We start from the raw sequence: 18,335 nt of genomic DNA on the forward strand, positions 1-18,335 counted from the left end.
TCGCGGTCAGCCAAGCCCGCCGCTCAGCCAAAACGTCGCCATGCCGAGCAGCAGCATCAAGGTGGCATTGCGCGTTTTCCACATCACCAGCGTCGCCACCAGCGCCGCGCACAGTTTTGGCGCCCCCTCAGCCGTCAGCGCCGAGGGAGACGCGATCAGGGCAGGCACGATCAGAGACACGATGGCCGTAGCCGGGATCAGTTTCAGCCACTCGCCCACCCGTTCGGGAAACGGCAGGCGGTCATTGAGCCACAGAAAAGAGTAGCGCAGCAGAAACGTCCCCAGGCTGCTGATGACCAGCACCCATAAAATCGTCGTTTCGCTCATGACGCTTCCCCACTGCGTTGAGACCACCGGGCCTTGTGATACAGGCCGCCGGCCAATACGCCCACGGCCATGGAAAACAAGAATCCCAGATTATAGGGCCATCCGCTGGTAAAGGCGGACATCAGCCCGGCGCAGGCAGCCGCCACCAAGATAGGGGCGTTTTTCAACATCGGCACCAACAGGGAGATAAAGCACAGGGTGATGGCAAACTCCAGATGCCAGCCGGCGGGAATCAGCGGGCCGGCAAGGATCCCCACCGCCGTTCCCGCTTGCCACACCAGCCACATCGGCAGCGCCGTGCCGAAGTAATACAGCGTTTTCTCTTTTGCGCCCGGCGGCTGGGCCTGACAACGCAAAAACGTCAGCGCGTAAGTCTGATCGATCAGCACCTGCGCCGCCGCGAGCTTGGTCAGCGGAGTGAAATGGAGCTTCAACTGAGACAGCCCGGCGCTGTAGATGGCATAGCGAAAATTGATCGCAATGTGCGTGACGATCACGACGAACGGCGCCGCGCCGGCGGTCATCAGCGTGGCAGCGGCAATTTGTGAAGCGCCAGACATCAGCAACAAAGACGACAGCTGAGCAACCCAGGGCGTCATTCCCGCCTGAATGGCGCTGACGCCGGTCAGCACGGCGAAGGGCAGCAGGCCCAGCAACAGGGGCATGGCGTCTTTATTGCCCTGAACAAAGAAAGACATCGGCTTCATGGTACGGTTCTCGAGAATAAGCCTTCCCCCGCTGACGGGGGAGGCGATAAGGAGTACAGGCCAAATCAGACTCTCTGCGCACTGGCGATCGCGTCCTGTAATCGCAGCAGCTGATTGTATTTGGCCATCGCCTCGGTGCGCGCCAGGGAGCCAAACTTCACCTTGGTGCCGTTCAGCGCCACCGCCAAATCGGCGATGCTGGTGTCCTCGGTTTCACCGGAGCGCCGTGAGAACACGATGCCGTATCCGGCCGCTTTGGCTGACGCCACCAGGTTCATGGTTTCACTCAGCGTACCGACCTGATTCGGTTTGACTAAAATCGAGTTGGCCATCCGCATGGCGACGCCCTGCTCAAAGCGCGCCAGATTGGTGGTAAACAGATCGTCGCCCACCAGCTCTATTTCGCCGCCCAGCCGGCGCGTCAGCGCGACCCACCCGTCAAAGTCATCCTCACCCAACGGATCTTCCATCAGCAGGATCGGATAGCGCCCGCAGAGCGACGCCAGGTAATCAATAAAGGCCGCGGTCGTGAGCGTTCGCCCTTCAGCCGCCAGGTGATACCGGCCGTCTTTAAAGAACATCTCGGCCGCGATATCCATGCTCAACCCGACCTCCACACCCGGCTCATAGCCCGCTTTTTCAATGGCTTCCAGCAGCAGCGTCAGCCCCTGCTCATTGGAGCTTAGCGGCGGCAGGAAGCCGCCGGTGCCGGAGACGCCGGCATGGGATCGCGGCCGGCAAACTGCGCCGGCCTCACGGGCACCAGGCCTTTGCCCTGCACGGCGCCAAGCGGGTTATGGATATGTGCATGCAGATATTCCCGCAGCGCGCTCTTGCTCCAGCCCGCGTTCTGCAGCATTTGGGCGTGATCGGGCGTCAGGACAATCAAGATTCGCCCCGGGATATACGCGTTCATGCGCCCCAGATGGGTGGCGCTGTCGACAATCACCTCGAGCAGGCTGTCCGCCGTTTGGCTCAGAAAATCGACCACGTCGGTCGGCGGTTCCGCCTTCATCAGATACACGCTGGTCGCCTCAGGCCCGAACCGCTCTTCATTCAACGTCGGCCACGGGCTGTGGCTCAGGCTTTCGGCAAAACAGTAAGTGAATTCAACCGGCGAGCCGAGGCAGCCCAGATCCGCTTTGCCCGGGTAGGCGCGGCACACATTGAGGATCGTCAGGTTAACGGCCCGGCCAATGGTGGCGTTGGCACGAAATCCTGGCCCCATGCAGCCCTGGCCAGAACTGATCCCCAGTTCGCCGGCAATCGGGCCGCTGACCAGCACCAGGTTGCCGCCGTTATACGAGGTGGTGATGGATTGCTGGAAGTTGAACGCCGGATCGGCCATGGCACGGAGCGTCGCCGTCACAATGGGCAAGAAGGCGGGTTTGCAGCCGGCCAGAATGCTGTTGACGACCACATCCCGCACGCGGATATTTTTGCCTGAAGGCCCCGCCTCAGGGATCAGCACGGTATCCAGCGGCTCGGCACAGTATTCCAGCATGGCGGCAAAACGCGCCGGCGTCGGCGGGATCACCGGCAAACCATCGCCGATAGACAGGCTTTCATACTCCGCCATCAGCGCGTCCAGGCCGCTGTAGCGCATCATTTCCACCCCGGACACATGCCGATCGCGGTCCATCTTCGGATGAAGTTCAGCGGCGGCCTGCGTATTGCCGGCACAAGTGAGCGCCGCCAACACGCAGGCGCGCTGGGCGTCAACCTGACGGCGGATATCGCTGACGGTGCTGGCCTGATAGATATCGAGACGGCAAATGCACAGCTGCCCCGCCCGGTAATGCGCCACGTGTTCGGCCAGATTGTCTCCGGGAGGCGAGGCGATCAAGAGCGTGGCGATCCCTCTTTTCTCCAGTTCAATGGCGAGGATGGTGGTCATCACCGACGTTCCCATGTCGGCTAACGCCACCACGGCGGCCTGAACCTGCCTTTGCGCCAAATTGTCCGCCAGCGCGCGGATCTGTTCCGTCATGGTGCCGCGCACCGACTGACGAACATGTTCGATATGGTGAATGCCGTGTTCATTCAACACCGCCTCAAGACGGGTGAATATTTCACGGTAATGACAAAAATCCAACTTGGTATTGTCAAAAAACAGGACTTTGCCGTCCCTTAATGCCTGCAGGCTGGGGCGCGGCGCCAACTGTAATGCGTAAAATTGGTTCTCTCCACGCGGATCAAAAATAGCATCGGCCAACTCATCGTTCATCATTATCATTGTTTACCCTGAGGTTTTCGGGATAAAAATAGTAGCAATGAGCCTAAATCGCGGAATATAGAAAATACGCCAGTTAATTGCCAAAGTCCGCCAAGCTGGCGCCACGCGGGCAAAACCGCCCGCCGCTCTTTCGCCTTTTCATCAACCGGCATTTGCTTTACTCTTGGGCGACATAGTGCCGCCAGTGGCGCGTTTGGGACAGATTGCCATGCATCAACTCTACAGCTACCTTTGCGCTATCCATGCGCTGCCGTCACCGGTAAGAACGGTCAATAAGACGGAAACCGTCGAACGGTTCCAGGAAGGGGAAAACATGATCGAAGAACGTGAAATCCTTTACACGTTCAATAATGGCGTTCAGGTTTTATATAAAAGGGAATCGGATACGTTCCAATCGGATGATGTTTGCCGTGAGTGCTGGGTAAGTTATGAAGTGGTGCACGACGGCGAATATGCCATTTCACCGCAGAAAAAGCAGTTTTATAATCGCTGCCAGGAAGAATTCTGGCTAAAAATGCAGTCTGAATACGCCTGAAAATATAAAGACACCGGCCCATTGCTCAACCGGTGCTTTATTTATCTGTGACCTAACACGCCGCAATGGCAATGTCTTCGCCGTTAATGACCACTTGCTGGCCATGCCTGAACAGCGCCAAAACGTCCCCGTCGAAGCTGTCAAAAATGGGGATGTCTATCGCCATCGCCGACTCAAAAAGAATCGGGTCCGCACGATTGCAAATAATCGCCACCGGCGCGTTACCCAGTTGAAGCGCCTCGTAAATCAAAAATGGCGCCATGGTTCCCCCTTTGCCGCCCGGGCACACCAGCACCTTGCCCGCCAACGACTCCCCATAGCGCGGATGATGCGGGATCAGCAGCGCCCCGGTCTGAGGATCGAAGTCGCCGATGAACGAAAATGCCTGTTCGACGAGAAACGCCTCGGCGGTCACGCGCCCGGGATTCAGCGATCTGGCTTGTAATTTCATGCGGTTACCTTCGGTGTGAAGACGGTTGAATCGAGCAATGACTGAATACAACATTCGATGTCCGCAACGCCTACGCAGAGGCGTTTCTGATTCAACTGCGTGATGTAGTGAGCCGCTTTCATCGAAGACGTCATTACGGAATTGACCTGCGCCGGAATGGGGGAATCAGGAATGGTGGACATACAGGCGCTGACCATGACGCCGCCCGCACGTTCAATGGTCGCCGCATAGCCCATTTCCCTGGCGAGCTGGTATTGCTGATGCGCCAACCCGATCCATAAATGTTTATGGCGCGGAATATGCCGCCCCGCCAGCAAACCGGCGAGTAACCGGATCTCCTGAATGGTCAGGTGTGGGCACCCCAGCACCACCATATCGGTCGGCGCCATGTCCCGCTTCGGCGTCACGCCGGCCTGCGGCGGCAACAGAGGAAAGCCCGATCCGTTCTTCGGCGCATACTGCGCCAGCGACTGACGCAATATCTCGCGGCCGACCGAAATCTTTTTCACCGGCCAGCGCCCGCCAAGCGCTTCTTTCAGCGTGTCGGCTTCCGGCGTCACCCCGAGAACATGACAAACCCCCACCGAGCCCGTGACCGTCAGCGGGATCATGATCTGCTTAAGATGGTCCATGCCGAGTTCACGGTCGATGCCGTCGATCACGATATTATGCGATTTGGCCTGCGCCCCCAGGTAATAACCTATCGCGCTAAGCTCCGTTTTTGAGAGCCGATTCGCATCGAGCCCGTCAAACGTGACCTGCACCTCTGCCAGGCGGTTGCTATCCAGAAATAGTCCGTAATAAGGCGAACGGCCTGTAATGGCCGCCGCCAGCGTGAGCAACGCCCCGTCGCGATTACAGCGCGCGCCGATGATCGAATTCACCAGCACCTGCCCTCCGGAACCGATCCAGGAGACGTAGTCGCCTTTTTTCGGCAGGCTGCCCACCATCGCCGGGTAGCAGGTATAGGTTTGATTAAACCCTTTCTCCGCAAACAGTGCCGCGCGGCGTTTCACATCGGGAAGTTTCGCCTGCGCATACTGCGTGTCGATGCCCATCGAGGGCCAGGCACTGGGGCAAAGCGCGGACATGTGGGGATGCAGGGTGGTCATGACGGGCAGCGTTTCCACCCCCTCCGTCAGCGTTTCCAGCAGCCCCAAGGGAATATTGGGAATAACGTGCGCGCTGGCGATATTAACCAGCTTCGGCGCGCCAAAGGCTTTCGAAAAATTGACGAGCACCTGCATGCACTTTTGCACGCCAGGCCCGGCCGCGCCGGCAAGGTATGCCTGATCCGTTTCGGTTAGTTGCATAAGTCACTGATTCCTTGGAGGGAGCGCCAGAGAGGCCCCTGCAATGTTTAGCGTGACGAGAAATTAACACTACGGACTGAATGGAAATATCAATAATCAGAAGATTAATAACAACAAGCGGCCAACTTGCGCCGCAGCGGCGGCACGTGCACGGCCGCCGCAAACCATCGGCTCATTGCCTACGCCGCGCTTTCTTTCCCCGCCAGATACAGGCTCAGCACGCCGGGCAGCTCCGCCAGCGAAAACGCCACGCTCTGCGGCGCCGTTTTGAAGATGTGGTGCAAGGTGCCGGCCACCAGGCTTTGCAACAGCCGGGTTTGTTGCAGGATCTCCGCTTCGGCGGTCTCGGGGCGGCGCAGCTGCAGCACTCTGGCGATCAGCGCCAGGAAGGTGGACTTTTCGTCCGGCAGGTTCATCTCCCGCATTACCGGCAGGTAATCGGTGTGCTCGCGCAAATATTGCGCATAGGGTGAAAACAGCCGCTGGATCACCTCTTCAGCGGAGAGACCGCGCCATTCGTCATCACTGGCCAACGCCATGTCGCGCACCAGCGCCTCGACCGACTCGGTATGCCGATCCGCCAGCGCCTTGATCACCGCGTGGCGATCGGGGAAGAAGTGATACATCGAGCCGATGGAGGTTTTGGCGTGTTTGGCGAGCCGCTGCATGCTGAGCGCCGCCAGCCCGTCCTGCGCCACGATCGCCGCCGCCGAGTCCAGAATGGTTTGTACGCGCTGCCGCCCTCTTTCCTGCTGCGGCTCCCGCCCGGTGATGTGTTCGTCGATATGCATATTCGTATCTGCCTACTATGATCGAAACATTATACCCATTTGCCGCAACGAAGGCAGAGCAACACAAAAAACTAGATTAATTCCTCTAGTTTGGAGTAGAGTATTTATTCTAGTTTACCCTGACGCAAGCGCAGGGGAGACAAACAGTGATCTCACTCACTGAAAAAGAGTCATTTCATTCGGCCCGTCGCCCAAGCCAATCGCCAGAGAACGCCTATGCCCGACAAAAAACTGTTTATCACCTGCCTGACCGCGCTGTTGCTCACCGGGTGCTCGCCGGCACCGTCGATGGTGGTGTTCGGCGCCTCGTTCCCCGACTGGTTGTTTTGCCTGTGCGGCGGCGTGGCGGGCATGGTGGCGATCCACCTGTTGCTGCGCACCCCGGAAAAACGCGCCTGGCTGGCGCCGCAGCTGTTGACGTATCCGGCGCTGACCGCGCTGATTGCCATGCTGACCTGGTTACTGGTTTTCCCCCACTGAGACTGACGCCATGACCCAACCACATACCCCAAACCGGCGCAGACTGCTGGTGCTTGCCATCCTGGCGTTGACGCTCATCGTGGCCGCCGTCGTCGTCTGGCGGGTGGAAAACGCCCCCACCACCGACGATGCCTACGCCTATGCCGACACCATCGACGTGGTGCCTGAGGTGAACGGCCGCATCATCGAGATGCCGATCCGCGACAACCAGGAAGTGCGGCAAGGCGATCTGCTGTTCCGCATCGATCCGCGCCCTTACCAGGATGCGCTGGCGGCCAGCAAGGCGCGCCTGATCACGCTGAATGAGCAAATCAAGCTGACGCAGCGCTCGGTCAACGCGCAGCAGTACAACGCCGAATCGATGAACGCCATCGTCAAACGCTCGCAGGCGCTGGTGGCGCAGGCGACCGACACCCTCAACCGCCGGCAGAAGCTGCTCGGCAAGAACTACGTTTCGGCGGAAGAAGTGGAAACCGCCCGCACCTCCCAGCGCTCGGCGCAGGCGGAGCTGCAGGCCGCATTGCTGCAGGCGAAACAGGCGGAAGCCGCCGTCAGCGGCGTCGAAGCCCTGGTCGCGCAGCGCGCCGAAGTGCAGGCCGACATCGCCATCGCCAAACTGAACCTGGAATTCACCGAGGTCAGAGCGCCGTTCGACGGCCGCATCGCCTCGCTGAAAACCACCGTCGGCCAATATGCCTCCAGCGCCAAACCGGTATTTACGCTGATCGACACCCGCCGCTGGTACGTGGTCGCCAACTTCCGCGAAACCGACCTGAAAGGCGTACATCCCGGCGTGCCGGCCACGCTCTATCTGATGAGCGATACCGGCCAGACATTCAACGGCAAGGTGGAATCGGTCAGCTACGGCGTGCAGCCCGACGACGGCGGCACGGTGCTGGGCGGCCTGCCCAACGTATCGCGCAACATCAACTGGGTGCACGTTTCGCAGCGCTTCCCGGTCAAGATTGCGGTGGAAGCCCCCAACCCGGCGCTGTTCCGCGTGGGCGCTTCGGCGGTGGCGAAACTGAACCTGCGCCATGGAGAATAAAACGATGTCTCGCGGCTGGCTGTCTCAGCTGATCGACGAGCTGCGCCCTTCGGACAGCCGCATCAACCTGGTGATCCGCGCCCTGCTCTCCAGCGCGATCGCCATCGTGATCTCGCAGACGCTGCAGGTGCCGTGGCTGGCGTTATCGCTGATCGCTATCTTCTTTATCACGCAATCCAATATCGTGATCACCCGCACGATCGGCATCCTGTTTTTCGTCAGCTCGACGCTGGCGATCGGCGCCGCCATTCTGGTGCTGAAGTTCACCTACGACTACCCGATGCTGCGCATCCTGCTCTCCAGCGCGCTGTTTTTCCTCAGCGTGTTCCTGATGCGGGTGACCAAGGTCGGGGTGCTGTTCTTCCTGATGGCGCTGGTGGTGATCTACACGCAAAGCTTTGTCGATCTCACCCCGCAGGCGGAAGTGGTGATACGGCTGGTGCTGTGGGTATGGGTGGCGATCAACTACGCCATCTTGCTCACCCTGCTGGTCAATACCCTGCTGCTGCCCGCCGAGCCGCTCAAGCAGCTAAAGGGCCGGATGAGCGCAGTGTTGGACGAAACCCGCGCCCTGTTGGCCAACGGCGACGCGACGCGCGATCTGAGCGCCATCTCGCAGCACGCCACCGAGCTGCATAAGCTGCTGCGCTTTTCGGTGATGCGCAGCGATCGCTGCCGCGCCAACGAACCCGGTTATCTGGCGCTGATCACCCTGGTGTTGCAGCTCAATATCCTGGCCTACCAGCTGCCGCCGGCCTTTGGCGCGGCCGCGCGCGAATTGGCGCAAGAGATAGACGCCGCCTGTCGCGCGCTGCAAGCCGCAATAAACGATGACAGCGCGCTGCGATTTTCCGTCGCGATCGCCGGCAGCAGCGATCCGCAGGTGCCGGCGCCGCTCAATGAAATGGCCGGCCTCCTGCAGGTCTACGCCAACCGCAGCGATTACGCCGACACCGCGCAGGCCGCGCCGCCGCCGAAAGTGCCCTTCTTTACCCCCGATGCCTTGACCAACCCGGTTTACATCCAGTTTTCGTTGAAAACGCTGCTGACCGTGCTGGTGGCTTACGTGTTTTATACCGCCGTCGATTGGTCCGGCATTCATACCATCATGCTGAGCTGCCTGATCGTGGCGCAGCCCAGCCTTGGCGCCACGCAGCGGCGGGCGCGGCTGCGTCTCGGCGGCGCGGCGATCGGCAGCCTGCTGGCGCTGATCTCGGTGGTGTGGATCATGCCTCACCTCGACAGCCTCGTCGGGCTGTTGCTGCTGACGCTGCCGGTGATCGCCCTCTCCGCCTGGATCGCCGCCGGTTCCGAGAAGATAAGCTATGCCGGGGTGCAGATCGTATTCACCTTTTCCCTGGCGCTGCTGGAAAGCTTCGGCCCGGTCACCGAGTTGACCGAGATCCGCGATCGCCTGATCGGCATCGTGCTGGGGGTGGGGTTCGCCACCTTCATTCACGCCACGCTGTGGCCGGAATACGAAGGGGAGTCGCTGCGGCAGCAGGTCGCTAACCTGCTGCGGGAATTGTCGCGCTTCCTCGACGGCGAGAACACCAACGCCATCGGCATCTGGCAAAAGATCGAGGGCTGCGAAGCGGTGGTGGCCCGGGTGACGCTGGAACCAACCTGGCAGTTGGCGGATGATAACCATGAAAGCTTCACCCGGCATCTCCAACTGATCTTTAACCAAACGCGCAGCCTGTTGCTGACCAGCGAAAAGCTCAACACCTATCTGGCAGGCAGCGGCGCGGTGCTGTCCGTGCAGGAACGCGAGGCGCTGCTCGAGGTGCAACGCCAGGGCGGGCGCGTTCTCGCCGCGTATGCGGCGCAGCTTGCCAGCGCTCCGCAAGCGCTGCGGGCGCCCGACTTTCATCCACCGCTGGCCGCCCTGCACGCCGACGCCGTGCGCCACCTGGCGCAGGAGCTGAGCGACGGGGTCAATCGCCTGCCCGCCTGGGGCGACGCCTAGCATTTTCCGTTTGTGGCCGAGCACGCCCGGCGCAATGCGCTATAGTGAGCACAAACCACCGGGAGATACCATGCAGATAAGACCCTACCAAGAGACCGACCGCCCTTTCCTGCGCACGCTGTACCTGGCGTCGCGCAAGGTGGCGTTCGGCTGGCGCGATACCTCAAACTATCAGTTGGAAGATTTCGACGGCGCGACGCAGGACGAAGCGATTTGGGTGGCGGAAGACGGCGGCGTGCTGCTGGGATTCGTCTCCGTCTACCGCGAAGACAACTTCATTCATAACCTGTATGTCGATCCTCGTCAGCCGCCGCGCGGCGTCGGCAGCGCGCTGCTGCAGGCGGCGCAGGCCACCTTCACCGCCACCGGCTCGCTGAAATGCCTGGCGAAGAATGAAAAGGCGCTGGCGTTCTATCGCAAACACGGCTGGCGCATCATCTCTGCCGGCAACGACGGCGAAGAAGAGTATTACCTGATGCATTCACCGGCCCTTTAGCGCGCGGCACCGGGCATCCCGCGCAGCGTCAGCCGCCAAAACAGCAGCGCGCTCAGGCTGACGCCCGCCCCCAGCCAGCAGACGCCGCTCCAGCCCGCCCAGGCATACACATGGGTACCGGCAAAGGCACCCAGCCCGCTGCCGACGGCGTAAAACAGCATGTAGCAGCCCACCAGCCGGCTGTGCGACTGCGGGTGCGCGCTGAAGATCATGCTCTGGTTCAGCACGTGGATCGCCTGGCCCGCCAGATCCAGCAGCACAATGCCCGCCACCAGCCAAACCAGGCCGCTGCCGAGCAAACCGAGCGGCAGCCAGGCCAGCGTCAGCAGCAGCAGACACACGCCGCTGGCCGCCTGCCCCAGCCCGCGATCCGCCAGATGTCCGGCGCGCACCGCCGCCAGCGCCCCCACTGCGCCGACCAGGCCGAACGCCCCCACCGCGGCATGGGTGAAGTTGAACGGCGGCTGGCTGAGCGGCAACACCAGTGAGCTCCAAAAGAGGCTGAAAGCGCCGAACATCAGCAGCGCCAGCATGCCGCGAATTTGCAGCGTGCGGTCATGCCATAACAGGCTCAACATCGAACGCAACAGCGCGGGATAACTCAGCGCGCTGGGAGAGGTGCGCGGCGCAGGCAGCAGACGCGCCAGGATCGGCAGCAATACCAGCGTCACTCCGGCAGAGAAGAAATACACCGTGCGCCAGCCGCCAACGTCCGCCAACGAGCCGGACAGGGTGCGCGCCAACAACAGCCCCAGCACCACCCCGCCCTGCGCCGCGCCGACCACCCGCCCGCGCTCCTGCGCCGCCGCCAGCGCGGCGGCAAAAGCGATCAGACCCTGCGTCATGGCGGTGCCCAGCAACCCCACCAGCAACATGCCCGCCAGCAGCCAGGGCGCGCTGGGTGCCCAGCCCACCAACAGCAGCGCGCCGATCAGCCCCAGCTGCTGCACCGCCAGCAACCGATGCCGGTTCAGCCGATCCCCCAGCGGCACCACCAACAGCAGCGCCAGCGCGCAGCCCAGTTGAGTGACGGTGATCACCATGCCGACCGACGCCAGGCTGATGGAGAAATCGCGGGCGATGGCGTCCAGCAGCGGCTGGGCATAGTAAACGTTGGCCACGCTAAAGGCGCTGGCGGCGGCCAACAGCAGCACCAGGGTAGCCGGCAGGCGCCCCAGCGCCGCGCAAGGAGGATCCAGCAGTTTGTCGCTCATCACACACCTCATTCTGGTTTCATTATTAAACCCAATGAACTTTAGGCGCAGAGGTTTTATAATGCAACCAGAAATGTGCAGCTGGAGATAAACGTCGTGAAACGTAAAAGCCTGGAGGACGCGCCGTGCCCGGTGGCGCGCACGCTGGATGTGATTGGCGACTGGTGGTCGCTGCTGATCGTGCGCGACGCCTTCGATGGCGTCACCCGCTTCAGCGAATTTCAAAAAGGGCTGGGGATGGCGAAGAACATCCTCGCCACCCGGCTGCGCGCGCTGGTGACGCACGGCGTGCTGGAGATCGTGCCCGCTGCGGACGGCAGCGCCTATCAGGAATATGTGCTGACCGAGAAGGGCCGCGCGCTGTTTCCGGTGATCGTCGGCCTGCGCCAGTGGGGGGAAGATCATCTGTTCGCCGAGGGGGAGGCGCACTCAACGCTGGTGGAAAGCGACAGCGGCCGCCCCGTCCCGCGCCTGACGCCGATCGGCAGCGCCGGGCAGACGCTCACCCCGCTGAATACCCGGGTGGTGAAGGTATGAAGCGTCTCAATAAAGCCTGCGTTACCTTACGTTATTGCATCTATCCTCTAACAGCTTCCGCAATCCCCTGCGGGTAATGTATAGTCCGCGTTTTACGGAGATCCCATGCTGACCCACTCATCCATTCGTTTGAACAAATACATTAGCGAGAGCGGTATCTGCTCACGCCGCGATGCCGATCGATACATCGAACAGGGCAACGTTTTCATCAACGGTAAGCGCGCCACCGTTGGCGCTCAGGTATTTGCCGGGGATGTCGTGAAGGTTAACGGTCAGCTGATCGAACCGCGCAATGAAGAAGATCTGGTGCTGATCGCGCTGAACAAGCCGGTCGGCATCGTCACCACTACCGAAGACGGCGAGCGCGACAACATCGCCGACTTCGTCAACCACAGCAAACGCATCTTCCCGATCGGCCGTCTGGACAAGGATTCACAGGGGCTGATCTTCCTGACCAACCACGGTGACCTGGTCAACAAGATCCTGCGCGCCGGTAACAATCACGAGAAAGAGTATCTGGTGACGGTCAACAAGCCGGTGACCGACGAGTTTATTCGCGGCATGGGTGCCGGCGTGCCGATGCTGGGCACGGTAACCAAAAAGTGCAAGGTGAAAAAAGAGGCGCCTTTCGTGTTCCGCATCACGCTGGTGCAGGGGCTGAACCGCCAGATCCGCCGCATGTGCGAACACTTCGGCTACGAGGTCACCAAGCTGGAACGCACGCGCATCATGAACGTCAGCCTGAAAGGCTTGCCGCTGGGCGAATGGCGCGATCTGACCGATGACGAGCTGATCGAGCTGTTCAAACTGATTGAAGGCTCTTCGTCCGAGGCCAAGCCGGCGAAGAAGGCCCCGGCTAAACCCGCCGCGGCGAAAAAACCGAGCGCCGGCGGCCCAAAAAGCGCCGACAAAGCCGCAGCGCCGGCCGGCCGCAAACGCTTTACCCAGCCAGGGCGCAAGAAAAAAGGGCGTTAAACGCCCTTTCTCCCTCGCTCAGCCCGCCCTTACGCGGGCTTTTTTATCGTGGAGATCAATCCAGGCTGCCCGCCACTGGCGCCTGCGCCCAGTCGAGCGCGAAATCGGCTACCGCCTCCCAGCCCTGTTCGCCGCAGGTATAGTGGCTGCGGCCGGGGAACAGCTTGTAAGCGCTGATGGCCTGCGAGCCCCTGGCGTTTTTCTCGTAATTCTCCCGCTGCACCGCCGGCGGCAAAATATGATCGTTGCCGCCGGCGATAAACAACAGCGGTGCACGCTCGCCGTTGGCGAAGTTGTAGGTGGTCGCCGCATCCGGCGTAAAGTTGGCCAACCCGCCCTGGAACAGCATACGCCCCGACACCGGCACCGAGTAGCGATCGTACACCGCTTTAGACGCTTCCAGACTCAGGTTGTTGGTGAAGGCATAGTGGAATTCCTTCTCGCTAATCGGCACGGCGCGATGCAGATTCGCCGGGTTGCGCAGCACCGGGAAGGTGGCTTTGATTTCGCTGAACGGCAGGGCTTTCACCCCTTTCACCGCCGCACCGTCGATAGAGACCCCCGCAGAGCCGAAGCCGGCATCCAGCAGCAGCTGCACAAACGCGCCGCCGAACGAGTGCCCCATGATGATCGGCTTACCGTCGAGTGCGCCGATAACCGCCGCGAGGTGTTCGTACACCTCGCGCACCCCCAGGTTCGCCAGCGGCGAGGGATCGCGGCGCAGCGCCTCGACGCCGGCAACGCCCGGCTCAATGCCCGGATACCCGGGCGTGATCACCCTCATGCCGCGCTGCTCGTAGCGAGCGACCCAGTGCTCCCATGACAGCGGCGTCATCCAGAGCCCGTGAATTAAAACAACCGTGTCGGTCTGCGCTGCTGGCGCCATAATGCTTACCCCATGCCATCGTTAACGGAAGCGCCTCACCCTACGGCGGAACGCTGCTGCCTCCTCGAATAGCCTTTGACTTCGGCGATATTCTGTAGAGATGATGTTCCAATTATAGAAGCGATACAGGCGCACGACATGACCCAAAAGCCGGGATTCTTTGCTGAGACGCCGCCGTATAAAGAGGATGAGGCAGAGCCCTTCGCCTTCAAACGCGACGCCTTCTCTGAAGTGCTGGAGCTGATTCGCGTGCGCGGCAATACGGTGTTCACCTGCGCGGCAGCGGCGCCGTTCGGCTGGCGCTTCCCCGCCGGCAAGCACCGGCTGCACATCATCAGAAGCGGCAGCGTGGCCATTGAGGCGGAAGGCGACCCGCGGGTCTACCACGCTTCACAGGGCGACCTGGTGATGCTGATTCACGGCCACGCCCACACCATTGCCGACCAGCCGGGCCGCCCGGCACACGACCTGACGGCGCTGGCGCACAGCCACTATCACCGGGAGAGCCTGACGCTTGGCCACGGCGATACCACCTGGCTGTGCGGCGATTTCGGCTTCGACGGCATGCTGTCGCAGCGCCTGCTGTCGGTATTGCCGCCGGTCTTGATCCTGAAAGGCCTGCGCGAACGGCCGTTCGAGTGGCTGGAACTGAGCTGCCGCTTCATTCTCGACGAGGCGCTCACCCCGCGAGCGGGCGCCGCCGCCATGATCTCGCGCCTGCTTGACGTGATCTTCGTGCAGCTGCTGCGCACCTGGGCGACGGAAGGCGAAACCGGGCACGGCTGGCTTTCCGGCGCGATCGATGAGCGCATCAGCCCCGCCGTGAGCGCCATTCACGCCGATCCTGGCCGCGCCTGGAGCGTGCCGGAGCTTGCCGCGTTGGCCAATCTGTCGCGTTCGGCCTTTGCCGAGCGTTTCCAGCGCATTGTCGGCCAGGCGCCGCTCAGCTATCTCACCAGCTGGCGGCTGGATCGCGCCGCGGAGCTGCTGCGTTACAGCCGCGCTTCGGTAGCGCAGATCGCCAACCGGGTCGGCTATACCTCCGAAGCGGCGTTCAGCCGCGCGTTTCGCGGCCGTTACGAGATCTCGCCGATGCAGTGGCGCAAGCTGGCAGCCGTGTAATCTCACCATAAAAAAGGCCCGCATCAAGCGGGCCAGTGGGTACCAGAGAAGTCTAGAGGAAAAATCAGAACGACCAGCGCAAATTGGCGTTGACCGAATTCACGCGGGTATCGGCGCCGAATTGCCCCTGATAGCCGACATCCAGCGTCGCGGCACGCGACAGCTTCACACTCACGCCGATATCACCCACCATCACGTTGTCATCCACGGCCTGGCCCTGAGTGACGAACGCGTCGCTGCCGACAAACGCCATGCGCGATGAGGTGTTCTTATCGCCGTAGGCATGCTGCCAACCGAGCGAGCCGTAGAGGCTGACGTTCTTCGGCAGCTCGGTCACGCCGCGCACCCCGAGCGTGGAGTAAAAGGTGTTCATCGTTTCATTGCGCACGCTCAGCGCCGCCGCGCCACCCGACTCCTGGAAGCTGTCGGTATGCAGGCGGATATAGCTCAGGTTAATGAACGGTTCGACGTTCATCTCCGGCTGGCCGAAACGGTAACCCGCTTCGGTGAACGCCAGCAGCGAGTTGGCGTCGTAGTCCGACTTCAGCCGATCCGAGAAGCCGCTGAAATCGACGTTGCGCTTGCCTTCGATCTTGTGCCAGGTGTAACCCAGCGCGCCGCGCAGCGAGAACGCATCCTGCTGCCCCGCCGCATACAGGCCAAGGTGGTAGTTATCGGTATCGGCCTTGGAACGGCGGCTGTCGACGTCATAATCGCCGCGGCTGTAACCGAAGTAGCCGCCGATGCGCACGTTATGGTCCGCCAGCTTGCGATCCGCCCCTAACAGGAAGCCGGTGGTGTTACCATCCAGCTTGCCCACGTTGCCGTTGCCGCTGTTTCGGCCCCAGGAACTGAAGGTCTGCCCCCAGACGCCGCTGTTTTGCGCCTGTGCCGGTTGCACCAGCGACATCGCCAGCGGCGGTATCGGCAGGCTGTCGTTGTCGAACAGGCGCAGCATGCGCTGGTTCAGCACGTTGAACAGCTGGGTACTGCCGGCGATCAGGTTAGACTGCATCGACGGATAGACTTCGCCGGACAGCTGATTGAACGCCTCGCGCGCTTCCGGCGCGCTCAGCAACAGCAGCGAGTTGTACAGCGCCAGCGAAGGGCCGCTCTGCACCAACGTCGAGAGCGCACCGGCGGTATTCCACTGGTTGCCGCTCTCGGCCACCGTTTGGAAAATGCCCGGCTTGCCGCTGCCTGGATTCTCGCCCCCCGGATTTTCCCCGCCTGGGTTTTCTCCACCCGGGTTTTCGCCCCCCGGATTCTCACCGCCTGGGTTTTCCCCGCCCGGGTTCTCGCCCCCTGGATTTTCACCGCCCGTGTCTTTCTGCGCAATGGTCAGATCCACGGCGTTGACGCTGTGGTTCAGCGCCACATCGAGGAAGGCGGACTTGGAGACCGCCGCCGCGAACTGGCCGTCAATGCCGCCGTCCGAGGTCAGAATGCGGTAGCTTTGGCCGGTTTTATAGCTGGTTTGCGGATCCAGCGCCGTAACCTGCACCTTGGCCCGATCGCTGATGGTGGTTTTACCCGCCACCAGCAGTTGATCGCTGCGGCCATCGCCGGCGATATCGACGTCATAGAAGGATTCGCCGATAAAATTCAGGTAGCGTTTCAGCGTCAGCGTGCCGATATTGCCGTCGCCGGGCGAGATATGGCCGCCGGACTGGATCTCGGTCTGGCCCAGCGTGCCGTTGCCGCCCAATGTGCCACCGGCCTTGATCGACGCGGCGCTGCTGTAACCCTGCCCGTTATTGACGTCGGAACCCGCCGTCGCATTGAGGATCAACGTGCCGCCGTTCTCGGCGCTGAGGGTTTGGATCTCGAAGATGTCGTCTTCTTTCTGGGTATTGATGTCGCTGGCGATGATGAGCTTGCCGCCGCGCGCGGTGACGTTCGCCTGCAGCCCAGTGAGATCGCCGTTCAGCGTCGTCTGCCCGGCGGTGTTGATCACCTCGCCTTCGCCGCTCATCTTGTTGCTGAAGACGTAATTACCGTCGGTATGGTTAAAGTACACATAGCTGCCGAACAGCCCGCCCCGCAGGGCGATCGCCGTCTGGGCATCGAGGGTGCCTGCGGCGCCCGCCGCGCCGAGCGTCGGCTCGGTCAACCCGGTGCCGGTGTCCATGTTTCCTCGGCTGCCGATAATCAGCGCGCCGCGGTTCGAGCCGGAGCCGGTCTTGCCCAGCACCACTTCGTTGCCGCCGGCGGAGAATGCTCCACCGTCCATGACCGCCAACACGCCGTTGCCGTAGTCTCCGACGTTAACGCTGCTGCCGCTGGTCACGCGCGAGCCGTTGCCGGCGATCGTCAGCTCGGCGGTTTTACGCGCGCCGGAGACACCCGCCACCTGAATATTACCGACGTTGACCGCGCCGCCGTTCAGCACGTCCAGATCGCCGTAGAGCGTGAGCGCGCGGCCGACGTTCCATTGGGAATTGCCCCCCGTGACCGTGGCTTTCGGGCTCAGCGTATCGGTCTCGCCCAGCCCGCTGCCATTGCCGATGCGCGCGTCAAAGGCGGTGTTCAACACCGCGCCGTCTTCAATCGCCAGCGTAGATCGGGCGCCTAAATCGGTGCCGACGCTGAGAAAATTACTGATGACGCGGGAACCGGCGCCGGTGGCGATCAGGTGGCTGTCATAGCCGCGCGTGGTGCCGACCACGATCTCTTTCGCGCTGGCCAGCGCGCCGTCTTCAACCCGCAGGGTGCCCCGCCCCAGATTCAGGTCGCCGCGCAGCACGGACCGATCGTTCACCGCGCTCAGCTCGGCGTTCGGCCCGCGAACCGTGACCAGGCTGTCATGAATTTGGCCGTTGAACATCCGGCCGATATTGATGTTATAGGCGCTGATCTTGCCATTTTCGATCAGCAGATTGCCGCTTTGATTGCGGCCGACATAAACGTCCCCGGTGTAGGCCAATGATTCGGTAATTTTTGAGTCGCCATCAAAAATGGCATCGTCTGCGCGAGCGATATCGGCGGGTGCCAGCATCAACAGCGGCGCGGAAAATAGAGCGAGGTAAAGTTTGGAAAGCGGCGTTTTAACCGCTAAAGGATGCGATACATTGTCAGTCACGGGCTATCTCCGTACTCGTTAGCGTGATGTCGCGAAAATCGTTGTTATATGCAGTGAGGCGCTATTTCGCACACGCCGGTTTATTGATCGTCGAATCGGCAGCTTATTGCCCCCCGGCGCTGACGCTCCGACGATGGAAAACCAGGAAGCGGCAGTACCGCCTCCA

At 61.6% G+C, this 18,335-nt stretch carries 18 protein-coding genes; 8 read left to right on the plus strand and 10 right to left on the minus strand.

The genetic code is table 11. The features are described 5' to 3' along the window. Positions 1-6 precede the first annotated feature (6 nt). The 4 genes from M6G53_RS17460 to M6G53_RS17475 all read right to left on the minus strand — a co-directional run bounded on the left by M6G53_RS17460 (position 7) and on the right by M6G53_RS17475 (position 3,270). Positions 7-327 (minus strand): AzlD domain-containing protein, encoded by a 321-nt coding sequence (locus M6G53_RS17460; protein WP_253333311.1) that lies wholly within the window; start codon positions 325-327, stop codon positions 7-9. Then, the gene (locus M6G53_RS17465; RefSeq protein ID WP_253333313.1) at positions 324-1,025 is read right to left on the minus strand and encodes an AzlC family ABC transporter permease; all 702 of its coding nucleotides are present in this window, start codon (positions 1,023-1,025) and stop codon (positions 324-326) included. Before M6G53_RS17465 ends, M6G53_RS17460 begins: the two co-directional genes overlap by 4 nt. Before the next feature lie 74 nt (positions 1,026-1,099). After that, positions 1,100-1,729 carry a phosphopyruvate hydratase family protein gene (locus tag M6G53_RS17470; protein ID WP_366519503.1) on the minus strand — a complete coding sequence of 210 codons (630 nt, stop codon included), beginning with the start codon at positions 1,727-1,729 and terminating at the stop codon, positions 1,100-1,102. Continuing rightward, positions 1,717-3,270, minus strand: a complete 1,554-nt coding sequence (locus tag M6G53_RS17475) for a UGSC family (seleno)protein (RefSeq protein ID WP_253333315.1) — start codon at positions 3,268-3,270, stop codon at positions 1,717-1,719. The genes M6G53_RS17470 and M6G53_RS17475 overlap by 13 nt, the downstream gene beginning before the upstream one ends. Before the next feature lie 208 nt (positions 3,271-3,478). Here M6G53_RS17475 and M6G53_RS17480 point away from each other — a divergent pair, with 208 nt between their 5' ends. Further along, the gene (locus M6G53_RS17480; protein WP_253333317.1) at positions 3,479-3,805 is read left to right on the plus strand and encodes a hypothetical protein; all 327 of its coding nucleotides are present in this window, start codon (positions 3,479-3,481) and stop codon (positions 3,803-3,805) included. 52 nt (positions 3,806-3,857) lie between these two features. Here M6G53_RS17480 and M6G53_RS17485 read toward each other — a convergent pair whose 3' ends face one another. The 3 genes from M6G53_RS17485 to M6G53_RS17495 form a co-directional block, all read right to left on the minus strand. Next, complete coding sequence (locus M6G53_RS17485) at positions 3,858-4,256, minus strand: aconitase X swivel domain-containing protein (RefSeq protein WP_253333320.1); 399 nt, start codon at positions 4,254-4,256, stop codon at positions 3,858-3,860. Continuing rightward, entirely contained in the window at positions 4,253-5,569 is a 1,317-nt protein-coding gene (locus M6G53_RS17490) for an aconitase X (protein WP_253333322.1), read from the minus strand. Before M6G53_RS17490 ends, M6G53_RS17485 begins: the two co-directional genes overlap by 4 nt. Before the next feature lie 179 nt (positions 5,570-5,748). Next, a complete protein-coding gene (locus M6G53_RS17495; RefSeq protein WP_253333324.1) occupies positions 5,749-6,360 on the minus strand; it encodes a TetR/AcrR family transcriptional regulator in 612 nt (203 codons plus the stop codon). Between the two features lie 216 nt (positions 6,361-6,576). Between M6G53_RS17495 and M6G53_RS17500 the strand changes: the two genes are divergently transcribed. The 4 genes from M6G53_RS17500 to M6G53_RS17515 all read left to right on the plus strand — a co-directional run bounded on the left by M6G53_RS17500 (position 6,577) and on the right by M6G53_RS17515 (position 10,353). Next, complete coding sequence (locus M6G53_RS17500; protein WP_253333326.1) at positions 6,577-6,840, plus strand: YtcA family lipoprotein; 264 nt, start codon at positions 6,577-6,579, stop codon at positions 6,838-6,840. A gap of 10 nt (positions 6,841-6,850) precedes the next feature. Beyond that, positions 6,851-7,888: a multidrug transporter subunit MdtN gene (mdtN, locus tag M6G53_RS17505; protein WP_253333328.1), complete on the plus strand. Its 1,038-nt coding sequence runs from the start codon at positions 6,851-6,853 to the stop codon at positions 7,886-7,888. Positions 7,889-7,892: 4 nt separating this feature from the next. Continuing rightward, entirely contained in the window at positions 7,893-9,857 is a 1,965-nt protein-coding gene (locus M6G53_RS17510) for an FUSC family protein (RefSeq protein WP_253333329.1), read from the plus strand. Between the two features lie 70 nt (positions 9,858-9,927). Beyond that, on the plus strand, positions 9,928-10,353 hold the full coding sequence (locus M6G53_RS17515) for a GNAT family N-acetyltransferase (RefSeq protein ID WP_253333331.1): 426 nt from the start codon (positions 9,928-9,930) through the stop codon (positions 10,351-10,353). On the opposite strand, the gene M6G53_RS17520 is transcribed toward M6G53_RS17515, so the two are convergent. After that, on the minus strand, positions 10,350-11,567 hold the full coding sequence (locus tag M6G53_RS17520; protein WP_253333333.1) for an MFS transporter: 1,218 nt from the start codon (positions 11,565-11,567) through the stop codon (positions 10,350-10,352). The two genes, M6G53_RS17515 and M6G53_RS17520, sit on opposite strands and share 4 nt — an antisense overlap. A gap of 96 nt (positions 11,568-11,663) precedes the next feature. Between M6G53_RS17520 and M6G53_RS17525 the strand changes: the two genes are divergently transcribed. Both M6G53_RS17525 and rluF read left to right on the plus strand, forming a co-directional pair. Beyond that, entirely contained in the window at positions 11,664-12,104 is a 441-nt protein-coding gene (locus M6G53_RS17525) for a winged helix-turn-helix transcriptional regulator (RefSeq protein WP_025303888.1), read from the plus strand. A 105-nt stretch (positions 12,105-12,209) separates the two neighbouring features. Next, complete coding sequence (gene rluF / locus M6G53_RS17530) at positions 12,210-13,079, plus strand: 23S rRNA pseudouridine(2604) synthase RluF (RefSeq protein ID WP_253333335.1); 870 nt, start codon at positions 12,210-12,212, stop codon at positions 13,077-13,079. A gap of 55 nt (positions 13,080-13,134) precedes the next feature. Here rluF and M6G53_RS17535 read toward each other — a convergent pair whose 3' ends face one another. Beyond that, a complete protein-coding gene (locus tag M6G53_RS17535) occupies positions 13,135-13,965 on the minus strand; it encodes an alpha/beta hydrolase (protein ID WP_301286244.1) in 831 nt (276 codons plus the stop codon). A 138-nt stretch (positions 13,966-14,103) separates the two neighbouring features. Between M6G53_RS17535 and M6G53_RS17540 the strand changes: the two genes are divergently transcribed. Then, positions 14,104-15,087: an AraC family transcriptional regulator gene (locus M6G53_RS17540; RefSeq protein WP_253333339.1), complete on the plus strand. Its 984-nt coding sequence runs from the start codon at positions 14,104-14,106 to the stop codon at positions 15,085-15,087. 64 nt (positions 15,088-15,151) lie between these two features. On the opposite strand, the gene M6G53_RS17545 is transcribed toward M6G53_RS17540, so the two are convergent. Then, positions 15,152-18,169 (minus strand): autotransporter outer membrane beta-barrel domain-containing protein, encoded by a 3,018-nt coding sequence (locus M6G53_RS17545; RefSeq protein ID WP_253333341.1) that lies wholly within the window; start codon positions 18,167-18,169, stop codon positions 15,152-15,154. Between the last annotated feature and the right edge of the window lie 166 nt (positions 18,170-18,335).

It is taken from the genome of Serratia nevei (assembly GCF_024160145.1).
Classification (GTDB): Bacteria; Pseudomonadota; Gammaproteobacteria; order Enterobacterales; family Enterobacteriaceae; genus Serratia; species Serratia nevei_A.